General features: G+C 70.3%; 15 protein-coding genes. 11 read left to right on the forward strand and 4 right to left on the reverse strand.

Annotated elements, in window-relative coordinates; all coding sequences use genetic code 11:
• Positions 1 to 150 precede the first annotated feature (150 nt).
• The 5 genes from ACP59X_RS20130 to ACP59X_RS20150 all read left to right on the forward strand — a co-directional run bounded on the left by ACP59X_RS20130 (position 151) and on the right by ACP59X_RS20150 (position 7,193).
• Entirely contained in the window at positions 151 to 2,847 is a 2,697-nt protein-coding gene (locus ACP59X_RS20130) for a bifunctional acetate--CoA ligase family protein/GNAT family N-acetyltransferase (RefSeq protein WP_428561945.1), read from the forward strand.
• Positions 2,844 to 3,986 (forward strand): HD-GYP domain-containing protein, encoded by a 1,143-nt coding sequence (locus ACP59X_RS20135; RefSeq protein ID WP_428561947.1) that lies wholly within the window; start codon positions 2,844 to 2,846, stop codon positions 3,984 to 3,986. The genes ACP59X_RS20130 and ACP59X_RS20135 overlap by 4 nt, the downstream gene beginning before the upstream one ends.
• 108 nt (positions 3,987 to 4,094) lie before the next feature.
• Complete coding sequence (locus ACP59X_RS20140) at positions 4,095 to 5,306, forward strand: rhamnosyltransferase WsaF family glycosyltransferase (RefSeq protein WP_428561949.1); 1,212 nt, start codon at positions 4,095 to 4,097, stop codon at positions 5,304 to 5,306.
• A gap of 21 nt (positions 5,307 to 5,327) precedes the next feature.
• Positions 5,328 to 6,344, forward strand: coding sequence for a glycosyltransferase family protein (locus tag ACP59X_RS20145; RefSeq protein ID WP_428561951.1), 1,017 nt, complete (start codon positions 5,328 to 5,330; stop codon positions 6,342 to 6,344).
• Between the two features lie 96 nt (positions 6,345 to 6,440).
• Entirely contained in the window at positions 6,441 to 7,193 is a 753-nt protein-coding gene (locus tag ACP59X_RS20150; RefSeq protein ID WP_428561953.1) for an SDR family NAD(P)-dependent oxidoreductase, read from the forward strand.
• Between the two features lie 190 nt (positions 7,194 to 7,383).
• Here ACP59X_RS20150 and rnhA read toward each other — a convergent pair whose 3' ends face one another.
• The 3 genes from rnhA to ACP59X_RS20165 are packed head-to-tail and all read right to left on the reverse strand — an operon-like array spanning position 7,384 to position 9,042.
• Complete coding sequence (gene rnhA / locus ACP59X_RS20155) at positions 7,384 to 7,863, reverse strand: ribonuclease HI (protein ID WP_428561955.1); 480 nt, start codon at positions 7,861 to 7,863, stop codon at positions 7,384 to 7,386.
• On the reverse strand, positions 7,856 to 8,377 hold the full coding sequence (locus ACP59X_RS20160; RefSeq protein WP_428561957.1) for a TPM domain-containing protein: 522 nt from the start codon (positions 8,375 to 8,377) through the stop codon (positions 7,856 to 7,858). The genes rnhA and ACP59X_RS20160 overlap by 8 nt, the downstream gene beginning before the upstream one ends.
• A complete protein-coding gene (locus ACP59X_RS20165; protein ID WP_428569982.1) occupies positions 8,374 to 9,042 on the reverse strand; it encodes an ABC transporter ATP-binding protein in 669 nt (222 codons plus the stop codon). The genes ACP59X_RS20160 and ACP59X_RS20165 overlap by 4 nt, the downstream gene beginning before the upstream one ends.
• 133 nt (positions 9,043 to 9,175) lie before the next feature.
• Here ACP59X_RS20165 and ACP59X_RS20170 point away from each other — a divergent pair, with 133 nt between their 5' ends.
• The 6 genes from ACP59X_RS20170 to ACP59X_RS20195 all read left to right on the forward strand — a co-directional run bounded on the left by ACP59X_RS20170 (position 9,176) and on the right by ACP59X_RS20195 (position 15,648).
• Positions 9,176 to 9,766 carry an arylesterase gene (locus tag ACP59X_RS20170; RefSeq protein ID WP_428561959.1) on the forward strand — a complete coding sequence of 197 codons (591 nt, stop codon included), beginning with the start codon at positions 9,176 to 9,178 and terminating at the stop codon, positions 9,764 to 9,766.
• A 9-nt stretch (positions 9,767 to 9,775) separates the two neighbouring features.
• A complete protein-coding gene (locus ACP59X_RS20175; protein WP_428561961.1) occupies positions 9,776 to 10,585 on the forward strand; it encodes a type III pantothenate kinase in 810 nt (269 codons plus the stop codon).
• 79 nt (positions 10,586 to 10,664) lie between these two features.
• Positions 10,665 to 11,393, forward strand: coding sequence for a tetratricopeptide repeat protein (locus ACP59X_RS20180; RefSeq protein ID WP_428561963.1), 729 nt, complete (start codon positions 10,665 to 10,667; stop codon positions 11,391 to 11,393).
• Positions 11,394 to 11,573: 180 nt separating this feature from the next.
• Positions 11,574 to 12,881, forward strand: a complete 1,308-nt coding sequence (gene eno / locus ACP59X_RS20185; protein WP_428561965.1) for a phosphopyruvate hydratase — start codon at positions 11,574 to 11,576, stop codon at positions 12,879 to 12,881.
• 196 nt (positions 12,882 to 13,077) lie between these two features.
• Positions 13,078 to 13,959, forward strand: a complete 882-nt coding sequence (folD, locus tag ACP59X_RS20190) for a bifunctional methylenetetrahydrofolate dehydrogenase/methenyltetrahydrofolate cyclohydrolase FolD (protein WP_428561967.1) — start codon at positions 13,078 to 13,080, stop codon at positions 13,957 to 13,959.
• A 12-nt stretch (positions 13,960 to 13,971) separates the two neighbouring features.
• Positions 13,972 to 15,648, forward strand: a complete 1,677-nt coding sequence (locus ACP59X_RS20195; protein ID WP_428561969.1) for an ABC1 kinase family protein — start codon at positions 13,972 to 13,974, stop codon at positions 15,646 to 15,648.
• 169 nt (positions 15,649 to 15,817) lie between these two features.
• On the opposite strand, the gene ACP59X_RS20200 is transcribed toward ACP59X_RS20195, so the two are convergent.
• The gene (locus tag ACP59X_RS20200) at positions 15,818 to 17,890 is read right to left on the reverse strand and encodes a [FeFe] hydrogenase, group A (RefSeq protein WP_428561971.1); all 2,073 of its coding nucleotides are present in this window, start codon (positions 17,888 to 17,890) and stop codon (positions 15,818 to 15,820) included.

Below are 17,890 nucleotides of genomic sequence, written 5' to 3' on the forward strand. Positions count from 1 at the left end.
TTTATTGGAAAGTGCCACCCCTGGCCCGCCCTGTCAACTCGCCGGAGCGCGGCCGGGCCGCGTCCGCAAAACCGCGAAACCCCTTGCCTTGGCCGGGCGGGCCTTCTATCCTGGGCGCTACCCTCGCAACCCTTGCCCCTGGAGCCGCCGTTGAGCGCCCGAAGCCTCGATGCCCTCTTTCGCCCCAATTCCGTGGCCGTGATCGGCGCCTCCACGGACCCCAGGCATCCCGGCGCGGTCATCATGAAAAACCTGCTCGGCGGCAAGTTCCTGGGCCCGGTCATGCCCGTGGCCCCGGGCCTGGACGCCATCGCCGGGGTGCTGTGCTACAAGTCCGTGGACACCCTGCCGCTGACCCCGGACATCGGCGTGATCGTCACCGACCCGCCGTCGGTGCCCGAATACCTGCGCGACCTCGGCCGCCGGGGCGTGGGCGCGGCCGTGGTGCTGCCCCCGGGCTGGGCCAAGCTGCCCAAGGACGCCCGGCGCGAATTGCAGGCCCGCATGCTGGAAGCGGCCGCGCCGTCGGGCATCCGCATCCTCGGGCCGTCGGGGCTGGGGCTGGTCGTGCCCGGCATCGGGCTCAACTGCTCCCTGGCCGCCTCCGACGCCCTGCCCGGCAAGATCGCCTTCATCTCCCAGTCCGCCTCGCTTTTCACCGCTGTCCTCGACTGGGCCCGCACCAAGGGCATCGGCTTTTCCCACATCCTGTCGCTGGGCGACCGGGTGGACCTCAAATACGCAGACATCCTGGACTACATGGCCCAGGACCCCAACACGCGCTCCATCCTGCTCTATGTCGAGTCCGTCACCGACGCCCGGTCGTTCATGAGCGCTTCCCGGGCGGCGGCCCGCAACAAGCCGGTGCTGGTCATCAAGCCCGGCCGCAAGCTGTGGACCATCTTTCCGCCCGACCCGGCCGAGGGCCATGACGAGGTCTACGACGAGGCCTTCCGCCGGGCCGGCATGCTGCGGGTGGGCGAGATCGACGCCCTGTTCGACGCCGCCCAGACGCTTGCCCGCTCGAGGCCCCTGCGCGGCGAGAACCTGGCCATTTTGACCAACGGCGGCTCCATCGGCATCATGGCCGCCGACGCCCTGCTCGAGGGCGGCGGCTCCCTGGCCATGTTCGACGAGGAGGCCAGGGCCGCCCTGTCCAAGCTCCTTGGCCCCAACTGGCTGCGCCACGGCGTGGTGGACATGAGCTTCGACGCCGCGCCGGCCGACTACGCCGAGGCCTTGCGGGCGCTTTTGCGCGCCCCGGGCGTCAACGCCGTGCTGGTCATCCACGTGCCCTTCCCCGGGGTCAGCGCCGAGGAGGCGGCCAAGGCCATGGCCGAGGTCCTGGCCAAGACCAACCGCACGGTGCTGGCCTGCTGGATGGGCTACGACCCCGACGCCGGGCCGGCCCTGGCCACCCTCAACAACGCCGGCGTGCCCACCTACGAGACGCCGGACCAGGCCGTGTCCGCCTTCGTCCACCTGCTGCGCTACCGGCGCAACCAGGAACTGCTCATGGAAATGCCGGCCAGCCTGCCGGCGGAATACGTCCCGGACCCGGACGCCGCCCGGGCCGTGATCGACCGGGCCTTCGCCGAGGGCCGGCTGACCCTGACCGACCCCGAGGCCAAGGAAGTGCTCGGCTATTACGGCGTGCGGGCGGTGGCCTCCCAGTTCACCGAGGACGTGGACGACGCCGTGGCCGCGGCCGAGGCCCTGGGCTTTCCCGTGGCCGTCAAGGTCGTCTCCCCCCAGGTGCCCCAGCCCTTCGACGTGGGCGGACTGGTCCTCGACCTGGCCGGCCCCGAGGCCGTACGCGAGGCCGCCGTCGCGGCCCGGGCCAGGGTGCTCGAACACGTGCCCGGGGCACGCATCGAAGGCTACGTGGTCCAGGAAATGGGCCGGCGGGCCGGCGCCTTCGAGGTGACCATCAAGGCCCGGGTGGACGCGGTTTTCGGCCCCTACATCGTTTTCGGCCAGGGCGGCCTGGCCGCCCGGGTCACCCGGGACCGGGCCGTGGCGCTGACACCGCTCAACATGTCCCTGGCCCGCGACCTGGTTCGCCGCACCCGCGTGGCCGCCAATTTCCAGGGCGCCACCGGCCAGCCGCCCGTGGACGTGGACGCGCTGTGCCTGACCCTCAACCAGGTCTCCCAGTGCGTGGCCGACCAGGAGCGCATCGCGGCCATCGACCTCAACCCGGTGCTGGCCCAGCCCGGCGGGGTGCAGGTCATCGGCGCCTCCATCCGCCTGACCGCCGAGCCCGAGCCCGACCCCCATCGCCTGGCCATCCGGCCCTACCCGCGCGAACTCGAGGAGTGCGTGACGCTCAAAGGCGGCCGCCACACCCTGCTGCGCCCCATCCGGCCCGAGGACGAGCCGGCCCATTTCGAGTTCTTCAAGCACCTCTCCCCCGAGGACCTGCGCTTCCGGTTCTTCGGCGTGGTGCGCGAACTCACCCACACCGAGATGGCCAAGCTCACCCAGATCGACTACGAGCGCGAGATGGCCTTCATCGCCACGGCCCCGGACGCCGAAGGCAAGCCCGAGACCCTGGGCGTGGTACGGGCCTCGACCCGGCCGGACAACGCCTCGGCCGAATTCGCGGTCATCATCCGCTCGGACCTCAAGGGCCTGGGCCTGGGGCGACTGCTCATGGAAAAAATCATCCGCTACTGCAAGGGACGCGGCACCAGGGAACTGACCGGGCAGGCGCTGATGGAAAACGGCGGCATGCAGGGCCTGGCCGAAAAGCTCGGCTTTTCCGTGGTGCGCAACTACGACGAGGATGTGGTGGAAATGCGCCTGCCCCTAAACGACCCCGGCCCCGGAGAAACCATCCGTTGACCCCCGACAAGAAAGCGGCCGAAGAGGCCATATCGGCCCAGGAACTCAAGGCCTACCTGCCCATCAAGACCATGTCCCTGCGCCCCTGGGGCAAGGGCCGCTTTTCCGTCTACGTGCGCAAGGGAAATGGCCTGGTGCTCTATTCCACGCGCGGCGCGGCCTTTTCCGCCGACCAGTTGGCCAGGCTTCGGGCCATGGGCGTGGCCACGGTCTACATCCACAAGGGCGAGCGGCGCCATTACGAGAACTACCTGCGCGAGGCCCTGGGCGACGTGCTCCTCGACGAGTCCATCCCCCTGGCCGACCGGGCCGAGGTCTGGCACGAAAGCGCCGTGGACCTGGCCCGGGGCGTGCTCGAGGAAAAACTCCCCCACGGCGTCAGCCGCAGCCGCTTCGACCAGGTCGGCAAGCTCGTGCGCCAGTCCATCGGCTTCCTCCAGCTCCCCGACGCCGTCAAAAACGTGGCCAAGCTCATCAGCAAGGGCTACCAGGCCTACCAGCACGGCCTGGCCGTCATGGTCCTCACCTCGCTCGTGCTCATGGACCGGCCGGGCGTGGACGAGGACCTGCTGGTCAAGGTCGGCGTGGGGGCGCTGCTGCACGACGTGGGCAAGCTCGGGCTGCCCGAGGGCCTGCTGGACCGCCGGCCGGACGGCTGGGCGCCGGAGGAGGAAACGGCCTTCCGCTCCCACCCGGCGCTTGGCGTGGGGCTGTGCGTGGGCCTGCCCCTGCCGCCGGAAACCCTGCACTGCATCCTGTTTCACCACGAGCAGGAGGACGGCAAGGGCTTTCCGGCCGGCCTGCCCTCGGCCGGTATCCCCAACTATGTCAAGGCGCTGGCCGTGTGCAACACCTACGACGCCCTGACCCGGGCCTGCGTCTGGCGGCCGGCCTATCCGCCCTTCGAGGCCCTGCGCAAGATGGAGGCCCGCAAGGAAACCCTGGATCTGGCCTTCTTCAAGCGGCTGATCATGATCCTGGCCGACGCCGAGATGCTCAAGGGCGGCGGCAAGGCGGCTCAAAAAGGCGAATTGCCGCCGCCGCCCCAAACGGCCCAGGCCGCCACGCCCGACCAGCCCGCCGCGCCGGCCCCGGCCACGCCCGCCCAGGACGCCCGCGCCAACGGCCAGGCAGGCTAGCCCGGCACCCGGAACGACATGGCCACCTTTATTCCAGGAAAAATCCTTCGTTCGAATCGTCGTTCCCGGAGTGCGCAGGCGCGGATTCCGGGAACGCGACACTAGGCCATGTCCGCGAACGTGGCCTACGATCCGGCCGCGTTCGCCGCGGCCACCCCGGACACCTCCCGGCTGCGGCTCGTCCCCGGCCCGGCGGCGCCCCGCCTGACCGTGTGCCTGCCCCACGCCCACAAGGGCCACGTGTTCGGCGGGCTGACCTCCGTGCTGGAACTGGCCCGGTTTCTCGCTCCCCGCTATCCGCGCCTGCGTTTCGTGAGCCTTTCCCCCCTGCCCGAGGACGGCTCGCGGCTCGACCTGTCCCCCTTCGCCGCCGGCCGCGACGCCCCGCCGCCGCGCCTCGTCGGCCTCCACGACGAGGAACCCCTGGAGGTGGACGCCGGCGACATCTTCCTGTGCTCGTTTTGGCGGTCCGTGCCGGTCTGGGAGGCCTTCGCCGCCCTGCTGCGCCGCGACGGCCGGCCGGCCAACCCCTTTTACTATTTCATCCAGGACTGGGAGCCGGGGTTTTACCCCCTTGGCGCCGACCACCTCCTGGCCGAGACGACCTACGGCCACGGGGCGCCCTGCCTGGCCGTGGTCAACTCCCAGGAACTGGCCCGGTTCCTGACCCGCAAGCGCTACGGTTTCGGCGCCATGGTGGCCGTGCGGCCCTCCCTCAACCCGGCCCTGGCCCAGGTGTTGTCCGCCCTGGGCCGCCAGCTGCCGCCACGGCCGGCGGACCGCCTGACCATCCTGGCCTACGGCCGGCCCGGCCATCCGCGCAACTGCTTCCCGGCCGTGCTTTCCTGCCTGTGGCGGTGGCTGCGCGACCACCGGCCGGGCCTGGCCGTGCCGGTGCGGCTTTTAAGCGCCGGCACGCCCCACGAAACCGTGGTCTTCCCGGACGGCAGCGAACTGGCGAGCCTGGGCATGCTGTCCCTGCCCGACTACGCGGCCACGCTGCTGCAAAGCCATGTCGGCCTGTCGTTTATGGCCTCGCCGCATCCGTCCTATCCGCCCCTGGAAATGGCCGCCTTCGGCCTGGAGGTCGTCACCAACGCCTTTGCCGGCAAGGACCTGTCGCGGACCCACCCGGCCATCCGCAACGCCCCGCCCCATCGCCCGGCCGAAGCGGCGGCGGCCCTCGACCAGGCCATAACCGCCGCCCTGGCCCGGGCCGGCCGGCCCGGCCAGGCCGTGCTGCCGGCGTCGCTTTGCCCGGACGGCTGGCAGGCCAACTTCCGCCGGGCCGGCCTGCCCGTCCTGACGCCGGCCGTGTGACCGCGAGGCCGGGCGAATCGCATGGGCACCAAACGCCTGGCCTGGCTGGCCAATCCGCTCTTCGCCCAGGCCCTTGGCCCGATCCTGGCCCCGTCCGGCTGGCGGGTGGACCACCTCCCGGTGCCGGGCCACCGCTTTTTCACCTTTGACGCACTGGTGGACGCCTTCGGTTTCGTCCCCGACGCCCTGGCCTACGGCGACACGAGCGTGCCGCCCATGCTGCTCGGGCTCGAAAGCTACCCGTGCCTGACGGCCTTCGCCTGCGTGGATTCCCACATCCACGCCTGGTATCCGCTCTACGCCCAGGCCTTCGACCTGTGCCTGGTGGGGCTGGCCGACCATCTGCCCGGGTTTGCCGGCCCGTTCCTGCCGGAGGCGCGGCTGCTGTGGTCGCCGCCCTTTGCCGCCGCCGCCGACCGGCCCGGCCCCGAGGGGCTCGACGGGCCAAAGGACATGGACATGGTCTTCGTCGGCAAGGACGACCCGGCGCTCACCCCGGTGCGCAGCGCCCTGCTTCTCCGGCTGCGGGACCGCTTCCCCGGCTTCCGGTCCCTGGCCGGCCCCTACCGCGAGGCCTACCGGCGGGCGAAGCTCGTGCTCAATATCGCCGAGCACGGCGACCTCAACTACCGGGTCTTCGAGGCCCTGGGCTGCGGCGCGGCCCTGGTGACGCCGCGCGTCGGCCACGGCCAGGACGCGATTTTCACCGACGGCCGGGACCTCTTTGCCTACGACCAGGACGATTTCGCGGGGCTGTGCCGGCTGGTCGAGGCCCTTTTGGCCGACCCGGCCCGCCGCGCCCGGGCGGCCGCCTCGGGGCTGGCCACCGTCGACGCCGGCCACCGCGACATCCACCGGGCCCGGGCCTTCGCCGAGCGGTTCCTGGCCCTGCCCCACGAGGGGCTTGTCGCGGCCAGGCAACTCCGCGCCCCGGCCATCCGGGCCCGGGTCCTGCGGCCCCTGTTCCTCCACTGGGCCGAGGCCGAACGGGCCGCCCCGGCCCTGGCCGCCCGGTTCCTGAAGGCGGCCAGGGCCTGAAACCCGCGGCCCGGGCATCGACACAACCGGCCAAGCGCGTATCCTCACCCTGCGCAATCCCGCGCCAAACGGCCCGTACGCAACAAGGAGCCCGTCATGAAAATCGCGCTGGTCACCGGCGGCAGCCGGGGCCTTGGCAAAAGCATGTGCCAGCACCTGGCCCGCAAGGGCCGCGACATCGTTCTGACCTACCGGGAAAAAGAGGCCCAAGCCAAGGCCGTGGTGGCCGACATCGAGGCCATGGGGCGCAAGGCCGTGGCCCTGCCCCTGGACGTGTCCCGCAGCGCCGGTTTCGCCGCCTTCGCCACGGCGCTTGGCCAGGCGCTTCGCGAAACCTTCGGCCGGGAGGACTTCGACTTCCTGGTCAACAACGCCGGCTACGGCGCCCATGCCCCCTTCGACGCCACCACCGAGGACCAGTTCGACCAGATGGTGGACGTCCATTTCAAGGCGGCTTTTTTCCTGACCCAGGCGCTGCTGCCCCTGCTGCGCGACGGCGGGCGCATCGTGAACGTGTCCTCGGGGCTGACCCGCTTTTCGTATCCGGGCTACGCCGCCTACGCCGCGGCCAAGGGGGCGGTGGAGGTGCTCAGCCGCTACCTGGCCCAGGAGCTGGGGCCACGGCGCATCGCCGTCAACGTGCTGGCCCCGGGGGCCATCGCCACGGATTTCGGCGGCGGGCAGGTGCGCGACAACGCCGACGTAAACGCCTTCATCGCCTCCCAGACGGCCCTGGGCCGGGTGGGCCTGCCCGACGACATCGGCGGTGCCCTGTCCCTGCTCCTCGACGACGACGCCGGCTGGATCAACGGCCAGCGCCTCGAGGTTTCCGGCGGCATCCACCTGTGAGGAGCGGCAGCTCCCTGTGAAGGGAGGTATCGGCCAGCGGGAACCTTGCGGCCCCCGCCCTGCCGCACGCCCGGCCTACGGCGCTGCCGCCAGGTGGCCTGACCGGCCGGGCGCCACAAAACGGACGGGGGCGCCGTGGCGCCCCCGTCCCCAGCCGGGCCTTGGCCCGGCGGCTGTTCCATGACCCGGCCTAGCCGGGATAGCCCTCGTCGGCCGGCAGGTCGCGGGAATTGGCCGCCCGCTTGGCCAGCACGTCGCAGCGTTCGTTGTCGGGATGGCCGGTGTGGCCGCGCACCCACTGGAACTTCACCGTGTGGCGGGACAGCAGGGGAATGAGCCGGCGCCAGAGGTCCTGGTTTTTCACCGGCTTTTTCTCGGCGTTGATCCAGCCGCGCTTTTGCCAGCCGGCCAGCCAGCGCTTTTCGATGGCGTCGTGGACGTAGCGCGAGTCCGTGACCACCACCACCGCCATCGGCCCGGCCAGGGCCTCCAGGGCCACGATGACGGCCAGCAGTTCCATGCGGTTGTTGGTGGTAAGCTTCCTGCCGCCGGAAAGTTCCCGGCGCTCGCCCCCTTCCTCCCATATGGCCGCGTAGCCGCCCGGGCCGGGGTTGCCCAGGCAGGCCCCGTCGGTGTGGATGGTCAGCGGCGCCATGGCTGCCTCAATCATGCGTTGCTCCTTTTCCCCGGCCCGCCGCCTGGTCCAGGGATGCGGTCAAAAGTCCAAGGGAAGCCAGGATACCCTCGCGAAGCCGCCCTTGCCGGCAGGCCGCGTCGAGGTGTTCCCGGCCGAGGTCGTCGGGAAATCCCGCCGGCAGCGCCGCCACCGCCAGGGGCGCCAGGAGGACGCTGCTGGCCTGGCAGGCCGCATCGGCGAATAAAAAAGCCGTTTTCGGGCCGACGGCCACGGGCGCCGGCGCCGGGCCGCCGATGACGACCCGCAGTTCCAGGCCGTGGCGGTCGCGCAGGTCCCGGGCCTGTTCCAGGACCCAGGCCCGGTCGGCGTCGGCCAGCACATGGCCGGGGTCGGACAAGGTCCCCGAGCGCTGGGCCGTATCGATCACCGATTCGAAATGCTTCTGGAAGGCCACGACCACCAGGGCGAAGACCCCCAGCAGCAGCGCCCCCCGGGCCAGCCGCTCCAGGGGCCGGCGGCCCTTCGGCGCGAAAAAGGGCCGCTTCATCGATCCGGCGCGCCGTTTTCGGCCTTGCCGTCGCGCACCCGCACCACCCGGCCGCAGCGCCCGGCCAGGCCCGCGTCGTGGGTGACGAGCACCAGGGTGGCCGTGGCGGACAGCGAAAAAAGCAGGTCCATGATCCGCTCGCCGGTCTCGCCGTCCAGGTTGCCCGTGGGCTCGTCGGCCAGAAGCAGGCGCGGCGACGGGGCGATGGCCCGGGCCAGGGCCACCCGCTGCTGCTCGCCGCCGGACAGTTCGGCCGGATAATGGCCCAGGCGGTCGGCCAGCCCCACGGCGGCCAGCGCCTCTTCGGCCCGGGCGAAGGCGTCGCGCCGGCCGGCGAATTCCAGGGCGAGCGCCGCGTTTTCCAGTGCCGTCATGGACGGGGCCAGATGGAAGGCCTGGAAGACGATGCCCACGTTGTCCCGGCGAAAAGCGGCCAAGGCGTCCTCGGACAGGGCCGAGAGGTCGCGCCCGGCCACCCGGACCGTGCCGGAACTGGCTTTTGTCAGGCCAGCCAGGAGCATCAGCAGCGTGGTCTTGCCCGCCCCGGACGGCCCCATGACGGCCAGGCGCTCGCCGTCGGCCACGGCCAGGTTCAGGCCGCGCAAGATGTTGACCGGGCCGGCCTGGCTTTGTAACGTCAATCGGACGTCCGTCAACGCAACCATCGCTTCCACTGTCGCATCCATGAAAAACACCACCTCCGGCCACGCCGGCAACCGAGGATACCAGCTTGCCCGCAAAACACAAACTGGGCTTGTGGCCCTTGGTGTGGCGCTGTGCCTCCTTTCGGGGGGCCTCATGACCCGACCGGCATTCGCCGCCGCCCTCCGCCTGGCCGCCCTGGGCGACAGCCTGACCGCGGGCTACGGCCTGCCGGCGGCCGACGCCTTCCCGGCCCGCCTGCAAGCGGCCCTGGCGGCCAAGGGCCACGACGTGACCATCGCCAATTTCGGCGTCTCGGGCGACACCACGGCCGGCGGCCTGGCCCGCCTGGGCATGGTCCTGGCCGCGCACCCCGACGGCGTCCTGGTGGAACTGGGGGCCAACGACATGCTGCGCGGCCTGGACCCCGAGGCGGCCCGGGCCAACCTCGACGCCATCCTCGCGCGCCTGGCCAAGGCCGGCATCCCCATCATGCTGTGCGGCATGCGGGCGGCCAGAAACTACGGCGCCGACTACGCCGCCGCCTACGACGCCATCTATCCCGAACTGGCCCAACAATACGACGCCGTGCTCTATCCGTTCTTCCTCGACGGCGTGACCGGCCAGCCCGGCATGACCCTGCCCGACGGCCTGCACCCGAGCGCCGCCGGCGTGGGCGAAATCGTCGCGCGCATCCTGCCGTCCGTGGAAACCTTCCTCGGCCGCCTGCCGGCCGCCGCCAAATAGGCCTTCGCCATGCCCGCCCTGCTCATCGACGTCGGCAACACCAACAGCAAGTTCGGCCTGGCCGAGCGCACCGGGCTGGGGCCGTCGTTCGCCCTGCCCACCGACCGGGCGGCCACGCCCGACAGCCTGGGGCTGGCCATCGTCTCGGCCCTGTCCTTTCACGGCGTGAAGCCGGCCGACATCGAGGCGGCCATCGCCTCGTCGGTGGTGCCGCCGCTGTCGCCGGTGCTGTCCGCCGCCGTGTCGCGCTACCTGGGCGTGCGGCTGCGTTTCGTCCCCACCGACATCCCGGTGCCGCTGAAAAACCTCTACGGCCGGCCCCACGAGGTCGGCGCCGACCGGCTGGTCACCTCCTTTGCCGGCCGCATGCTCGTGGACGCCGAGAGCCTGGTGGTCATCGACTTCGGCACGGCCACCAACTTCGACTGCGTGCGCGGCGACGCCTTCCTGGGGGGGCTCATCTGCCCGGGCATGCTGACGTCGCTGTCGGGGTTGGTGGCCAAGACGGCCAAGCTGCCCCACGTGGCCCTCGACCCGCCAAGCGACGGGGCCTTGTCCATCGGCCGGTCCACGGGGGAGTGCATCAACCAGGGCTTCGTTTTCGGCTTTGCCGACATGGTGCAGGGCGTGACCTCGCGCCTCATCGCCCACCTCGGCGGCGAGGTGCGCGTGCTGGCCACGGGCGGGTTCGCCGAAAAGCTCGCCCCCATCTGCCCGGCCCTGCGCGACGTGCGGCCGGATTTGCTGCTCGAGGGCCTGCGCCGGCTGTGGCTGGGCCAGGCGCCGCGCCGGGGCGGCCCAAAAAACAGGTTGTCATAATCATCCGGCCATCGCACAATAGGCCCTGCAATCGGCGACGGCCGCCTCATCCCAAGCCGGCGCGCCACAGGACGGCGTCATGCTTCCGGAAATGCTCGGCTGCTACCAGTCCCAGAAAATCGAGAAGATGGGCAAGTCCGCCGCCTCGGGCCGCGACTTCACCCAGCGCATCGACTGGCTGGCCATCCGCCTGGACGTGGCCCGCATCCTCATCTTTCCCCTGGACGACAAGAAGCTGCCCCTGCCTTTGCAAAAAACCGTCACGCCCCAGGAATTCCTGAGCCATTTCCTGCCGGCGCCCCTGGTGTTCAACGAGCGCCTGGGGCCGGCCGCCCTGGTGCTGACCAGGCTACTGCGCGACGTCGGCTCCAAGCTCGACCAGAACGCCCTGCCCGATGCCGAGCGGGCGCTTTTCACCGTGCTGCTGGTGGCCCTGGCCGCCGCCGGGGTGCCCGACGACGACGCGGCCGCCCTGGAGGTCCTCACCCACTGCGGCGCGGCCCAGGGCGGCGAGGCCCTCAAACGCTCCATCAACGCGTTCGGCATCCACCTGCGCAAGCAGAAAAATTTCGACACCGCCGCGGCCTACTACCGCAAGGCCCTGGAACTGGCCCCGAGCGACGAGCGGATCCTGTTCAACCTGGCCCGGGTGCTCTACGACAAGGGCGAGCTGTCCGGCTGCCGGGAACTGCTGGAAAAAGCCCTGGCCAGCGCGCCGGATTTCTCCGAGGCGAGCAAATTCCTGCGCCACGTCCGCCGGCGCGAGGACGCCCTGGGCCGGACCGATTTTCCGGACATCACCGTCTAGTGCGGCGCCCCTTTATACATTCGATCATTGTTTTCGAGGACGCGACACGGCCGCGTCGCGAAAACGCCGTGGCCCGGGACTTATAAATCGCCGCGAATTGCGTTACAGCCTCGGGAGCCGGGCCGCCCGGCCCGCCACATCCGCACGCCATATCCACCAACGATCCATAAGGAGACGCGCATGAGCACCATCGCCGCCGTTTGGGCCAGGGAAATCCTCGATTCCCGCGGCAATCCCACCGTCGAAGTGGAAGTCACCCTGGAATCCGGCGCCTCGGGCCGGGCCGCCGTGCCCTCCGGCGCCTCCACCGGCTCCCGCGAGGCCCTGGAAATGCGCGACCAGGACGCCTCCCGCTACGGCGGCAAGGGCGTGACCAAGGCCGTGGAACATGTCCAGGGCGAACTGGCCGAGGCCATCATCGGCATGGACGCCCTGCAGCAAGTGGCCATCGACAACACCATGATCGACCTCGACGGCACCGAGAACAAGTCGCGCCTGGGCGCCAACGCCATCCTCGGCGTGTCCATGGCCGTCTGCCGCGCCGCCGCCACCTTCCTCGGCCAGCCGCTGTACAACTACCTCGGCGGCATCAACGCCAAGGTCCTGCCCGTACCGCTGATGAACATCATCAACGGCGGGGCGCACGCCCCCAACAACCTGGACATCCAGGAATTCATGATCGTGCCGCTCGGCGCGCGCACCTTCGCCGACGCCCTGCGCATGGGCGCCGAGACCTTCCACACCCTCAAGAAGATCCTGGCCGCCGACGGCCACATGACCGCCGTGGGCGACGAGGGCGGCTTCGCCCCCAACCTCAAGGACCACGACGAGGCCTTCAAGTACATCATCAAGGCCATCGAGGAAGCCGGCTACCGGCCGGGCAACGAGATCTCCCTGGCCATCGACGCCGCCGCCTCGGAATTCTTTAAAAACGGCAAATACGTGCTCGGCGGCGAAAAGCGCACCATGAGCTCCGACGAGATGGTCGCCTACCTGTCCGGGTTCGTTGACCGCTACCCCATCATCTCCATCGAGGACGGCCTGGCCGAGGGCGACTGGGACGGCTGGAAAAAGCTCACCGTGGAACTGGGCGAGCGCATCCAGCTCGTCGGCGACGACATCTTCGTCACCAACCCCGACATCCTCGACGAGGGCATCCGCCAGGGCGTGGCCAACTCCATCCTCATCAAGCTCAACCAGATCGGCACCGTGACCGAGACGCTGGACACCATCGAGATGGCCAAGCAGGCCGCCTACACCACCGTGATCTCCCACCGCTCGGGCGAGACCGAGGACAGCTTCATCGCCGACCTGGCCGTGGGCATCAACGCCGGCCAGATCAAGAGCGGCTCGCTGTGCCGGTCCGACCGCCTGGCCAAGTACAACCAGCTGCTGCGCATCGAGGAGGAGCTGGAGGACGCGGCCATCTTCTACGGCCCCTACATGGCCGACAACTGGTACGACACCGAGGAAAACGGCGAAGAATAAGACCGCGCGCGCCATCCGCGCCGGGGAGGCAACCCTTCCCGGCCGCCTGTTTCCGCAGCCCGGGGACGCCGGACAAGGACCGCCTTGCCCGCGTCTTCGGGCTGCGGCATTTGCGGTGGACGGGAATGGCCCTCGCCGGTAAACACCAGGCGATGGCGGGGGCGAGGCCCGCCGCCCGCGCCGAAGGAGAGACAGCATGTTGATCATCGACGGAAAAAAAGTCGCGGCCGAACTGCGCCAGAAGGTCCGCAACGACGTGGACGCCATCGTCCGGGAACACGGCCGGGCGCCACACTTGGCCGTCATCCTGGTGGGCGACGACCCGGCCTCCCAGATCTACGTCCGCTACAAGGAAAAGGCCTGCGACGAAGTGGGCATCGTCTCGCGCATCTGGCGGCTCGACGGCTCCACCACCCAGTGCGCCCTGGAAAAGCACCTGGCCGAGCTGTGCGAAAGCGACGACATCGACGGCATCCTGCTCCAGCTGCCCCTGCCCCGGGGCCTGGACGCCAACCGCTGCCTGGCGATGATCGACCCCCGCAAGGACGTGGACGGCTTCCACCCGGAAAACGTCGGCCGGCTGTCCATCGGCCTGCCGGGGCTCAAGCCCTGCACCCCCTACGGCGTCATGAAGCTGCTCGAATACTACGGCCTGTCCCCGGCCGGCAAACAGGCCGTGGTCGTTGGGCGCAGCAACATCGTGGGCAAGCCCATGGCCATGCTGCTGTCGGCCCAAACGCCCTTCGGCAACGCCACGGTGACCGTGTGCCACTCGCGCACCCCGGACCTCGGCGCCATCTGCCGCCAGGCCGACCTCATCGTGCCGGCCATCGGCAAGGCCAAGCTCATCACCCGCGACATGGTCAAGCCCGGGGCGGTCATCGTGGACGTGGGCATGAACCGCCTGCCCGACGGCAAACTGTGCGGCGATGTGGACTACGACAACGTCCTGGACGTGGTCTCGGCCATCACCCCGGTGCCGGGCGGCGTCGGCCCCATGACCATCGCCACGCTGATGGCCAACACCGTGGAGGCCTTCCGCTGGCGGCGCGAAAGGCCGCTGTGCCCGGTGGACTAGGCGCGCCCGGCCATGTTCTCCCTGGCCTCCATCCCGCATCTGGCCCGAAACGCCCGGCGGTTCGCGGAAATCGCCGGCGTTTTGGCCAAGTACGGCCTGGCCGAGTTCCTGGCCGCAACCGACGTCCCCTTCCTGCGCGACCACCTCAAGGGCCCGGCCGGCGGCGACCTGGCCGGCCTGCGCCGCGAGGAGCGCCTGCGCCTGGCCATGACCGAGCTCGGCACCACGGCCATCAAGATCGGCCAGATCCTGTCCACCCGCCCCGACCTCGTCGGCCCGGAAACCGCGGCCGAACTGGCCGGGCTTCGCGACGACACCGCCCCGGACCCGCCCCGGACCGTGCGCCGCACCATCGAGGAACAACTGGCCGCCGCGCCGGAAACCCTGTTCGCCGCCTTCGAGGACACGCCCGTCGCCTCGGCCTCCATCGGCCAGGTCCACCGGGCGCGCCTGGCCGACGGCAGCCGGGTGGTGGTCAAGGTCCAGCACGCCGCCATCGAGGACAACATCCGGGCCGACCTGGACATCGCCATGGGCCTGGCGGAACTGGCCGAACGCGGCATCGTGGAGCTGCGCCTCTACCAGCCCCTGGCCGTGGCCGCCGAGATGCGCCGCACCATCCTGCGGGAGCTCGATTTTTCCCGCGAGGAACGCAACCTGCGCCATTTCGCCGCCAATTTCGCCGGCGACGGGCGCGTGGCCTTCCCCCGGACCTACCCGCATTTGAGCGCCAAGCGCGTCCTGACCATGGAGGAGCTCGACGGGGTGTCGGTGGCCGCCCTGGCCGCCGCGCCGGCCTCGCCCGGGCAGGCCGAGCGCCGCACCAGGCTCGCCCGCAACGCCGCGGACGTCTTTTTGGAGATGATCTTTCGCGACAACTTCTTCCACGCCGACCCGCATCCGGGCAACATCCTGATCCTGCCCGGCGACACGCTCGGGCTGCTCGACTGCGGCATGGTCGGCCGCATCGACGAGCGCACCCGCCGGTCCCTGGAAGAGGCGCTGTTGGCCGTGGCCTCGGGCGACGCGGGGGCGCTCACCGAGCAGGTCATGCGCCTGGGCCGCCTGCCGCCGGGGCTGGACCGCCAGGCCCTGGCCGGCGACGTGGAGGAGTTCGTGGCCGACTACGCCGGCCAGGCCGTGGGCGCCTTCGACCTGACCGGGGCCCTGGCCGACGTCTCGGCCCTGGTGCGCCGCCACGGCATCCTGCTGCCGCCCACGGTCGCCCACCTCATCAAGGTGTTCGCCGTCCTCGAAGGCGCCTCCCGGGCCTTGCACCCCGGGTTTTCGCTCATCGAAGTCATCACGCCCTACGCCTCGAAGATCCTCCTGCGCCGTTTTTCGCCGGGCGAGGTGTTCGCCAGGCTGCGGCGCGGCTACCGGGACTGGAACGCCCTGCTCGAGAGCTTCCCCCGGGACGCGGCCGAGATCCTGCGCCGGGGCCGCGAAGGCCGCCTCGACGTGCGCCTGGACCACAAGGGCCTGGACGGCACGGTCAACCGGCTGGTCTACGGGCTGGTCACGGCGGCGCTGTTTCTCGGCTCCTGCCTGGTGCTGTCCAGCCGCGTGCCGCCGCTTTTCTTCGACGTCTCGCTTTTCGGCGCCCTGGGCTGCGCCTGCGCCATCGTCCTGGGGCTGCGGCTTTTGCGGGCCGTCAAGCGCAGCGGCGAACTCGGCGGGCGCGACTAAGGCTGTGCCCCGGGCCACGGTTTGCCCGTCCCTTTCCCCCTGCGGCCGCGCGGCCATGGCGCCGTTTGCGGCCCAAAAAAAACGGGCCCGCCCCCGTGGGGAAGCGGACCCGCCAGCAGGCCCGCCCGGCGGCCTCCGTCACGCGCGAAGGCCAGCCGGGCGAGGAATCCTACGCCTTGCCGCAGGCGCAGTCGTGGCCGCAGTCGCGGCCGGCACCGGCCGTGGGCGGCAGGGGGTTTTTCAGATGGCGGTCCAGGGCGGCCAGGACCGTTTCCAGGCTGGCCCGGTGTATCCTCTCCTCGCCGATTTCCACGTTGGGTCCGCTGGCGCAGGCCTCGTGGCAAAACGAGGCCTTGACCACCACGGCGTTTTCCAGGCCCTGGTCCACGATGTGGGCGAGCAGGCCGTTTAAGATGTCCTGGGCGCCGCGCAGGTGGCAGCTCGTGCCCAGGCACACCCGCACCTGCAGCCGCGGCTCCCGGGTGTCGCCCAGAAGCACCAGCGTCTCGTCGGAGATGCGCCGGCGGCTGCCGTAGGCGGTGTGGAGCAGCGCGTGGGCCTTGTGGCCGCCGACATCGCCCAGGAACTTGGCGTAGCACTGGTTGACGAAGACGTTGTCCTGGGCCTTGTGCAGCTGGCGACCCTTGTCGCTCTTGTACAGGCCAAGGGCCCGGCGCTTGCGCACGGCCAGGTCCAGGTTGACGGGCTGGCCGGCGCCGCCGACGCAGCCGCCGGGGCAGGCCATGACCTCGATGAGGTCGTAGTCGCACTGCCCGGCCTTGACCTTCTCGGCCACCACCCGGGCGTTGGCCAGGCCGTGGACCACGGCCAGGCGCAGCGTGGCCCCGCCGACCTCGATATTGATCTCGCGAAGCCCCGAATCGCCGCGCACCTCGGTGAAGTCGGTGTCATAGAGGGTCTGGCCGGTGACCTTCTCGGCGGCGTAGCGCAGCACCGCCTCGGTCACGCCGCCCGAGGCGCCGAAAATGACGCCCGCGCCCGTGCCGAAGCCGAACGGCATGTCGCGCGACTGGGGCTCCAGGTCGTTGAAGCGAAGCCCGGCCTGCTCGATCATCCGGGCCAGCTCCTGGGTGGTCAGCACGCAGTCCACGTCCGGGCCGCCGTCCTTGGCGAACTCCGGCCGGCGCGCCTCGAACTTCTTGGCCGTGCAGGGCATGACCGAGACAATGGCCAATTTCTGGCGCGAAACGCCCATCTGCCCGGGCAGCATCTCCTTGACCAGGGAGCCGAACATCTGCTGGGGCGAGCGGCACGAGGACAGGTTGGGCAACAGTTCCGGGTAGTACTGCTCGGCGAACTGGACCCAGCCGGGGCAGCAGGAGGTGAACTGGGGCAGCTTTTCGCCGGCGGCCTTGCGGGCCAGGAACTCCTCGGCCTCCTCGATGACCGTGAGGTCGGCGGCGAAGGTGGTGTCGTAGACCTGGTCGAAACCGATGGTCTTCATGGCCGCCACGATGCGGCCCATGGTCGGGTCGCCCGAGGGGGTGTTGAAGCACTCGCCGATGCCCACGCGCACGGCCGGGGCGATCTGCGCCACCACGGTCATGTCGGGGTCGGCCAGCAGGTTCCAGACGTCCTCGATCTCGGATTTGGGCGTCAGCGCCCCGGTCGGGCACACGCTCGAACACTGGCCGCAGTTGACGCACTCGACATCGGCCAGGCCCTTGCCGAAGGCCGGCAGCACGGCCGTCTTGTGGCCGCGGTAGGCGAAGCCGATGGCGCCGATGCCCTGGATCTCCGAACACATGCGCACGCAGTCGCCGCACAGCACGCACTTGTTGGGGTCGCGCACCAGCGACGGCGAGGACACGTCCACGGCCACGGGCTCCTGCACGGGCCGAAACCGCACCTGGGACACGCCGAGCTTGCGGGCGATCTCCTGGAGCTTGCAGGCGCCGTTGCGAAAGCAGGTCGGGCAGCTCTGGTCGTGGTTGGCCAGCAGGAGCTCCACGGCGATCTTGCGGACCTCGCGCAGCTCCTTGGTGTGGATGCGGATCTCCATGCCCGGTTCCGGCGGCGTGGAACAGGCGCCCAGGATGCCCCGGTCCTTCACCTCCACCAGGCACAGCCGGCAGGCGCCGTAGACCGACAGGTCGGAATGGTAGCAGAAGGTCGGCAGGTCGATGCCCACCTTGCGGATGAGCTCGAGCAGGTTGCGTTCCCCCTCGATGGGAACGGCCTTGCCGTCGATGACGACCATGGGTTGCGTATTCTTGGTCAT

The sequence above is a fragment of the Solidesulfovibrio sp. DCME genome (genome assembly GCF_049995385.1).
Taxonomy (GTDB): domain Bacteria; phylum Desulfobacterota; class Desulfovibrionia; order Desulfovibrionales; family Desulfovibrionaceae; genus Solidesulfovibrio.

Coding starts and splice junctions, on each gene's coding strand:
- ACP59X_RS20170 (WP_428561959.1), top strand. CDS start 9,176: ATGACCCGACCGGCATTCGCCGCCGCCCTCCGCCTGGCCGCCCTGGGC.
- eno (WP_428561965.1), top strand. CDS start 11,574: ATGAGCACCATCGCCGCCGTTTGGGCCAGGGAAATCCTCGATTCCCGC.
- ACP59X_RS20195 (WP_428561969.1), top strand. CDS start 13,972: ATGTTCTCCCTGGCCTCCATCCCGCATCTGGCCCGAAACGCCCGGCGG.
- ACP59X_RS20150 (WP_428561953.1), top strand. CDS start 6,441: ATGAAAATCGCGCTGGTCACCGGCGGCAGCCGGGGCCTTGGCAAAAGC.
- ACP59X_RS20180 (WP_428561963.1), top strand. CDS start 10,665: ATGCTTCCGGAAATGCTCGGCTGCTACCAGTCCCAGAAAATCGAGAAG.
- ACP59X_RS20175 (WP_428561961.1), top strand. CDS start 9,776: ATGCCCGCCCTGCTCATCGACGTCGGCAACACCAACAGCAAGTTCGGC.
- ACP59X_RS20160 (WP_428561957.1), bottom strand. CDS start 8,377: ATGAAGCGGCCCTTTTTCGCGCCGAAGGGCCGCCGGCCCCTGGAGCGG.
- folD (WP_428561967.1), top strand. CDS start 13,078: ATGTTGATCATCGACGGAAAAAAAGTCGCGGCCGAACTGCGCCAGAAG.
- ACP59X_RS20145 (WP_428561951.1), top strand. CDS start 5,328: ATGGGCACCAAACGCCTGGCCTGGCTGGCCAATCCGCTCTTCGCCCAG.
- ACP59X_RS20200 (WP_428561971.1), bottom strand. CDS start 17,890: ATGACCAAGAATACGCAACCCATGGTCGTCATCGACGGCAAGGCCGTT.
- ACP59X_RS20140 (WP_428561949.1), top strand. CDS start 4,095: ATGTCCGCGAACGTGGCCTACGATCCGGCCGCGTTCGCCGCGGCCACC.
- ACP59X_RS20165 (WP_428569982.1), bottom strand. CDS start 9,042: ATGGTTGCGTTGACGGACGTCCGATTGACGTTACAAAGCCAGGCCGGC.
- rnhA (WP_428561955.1), bottom strand. CDS start 7,863: ATGATTGAGGCAGCCATGGCGCCGCTGACCATCCACACCGACGGGGCC.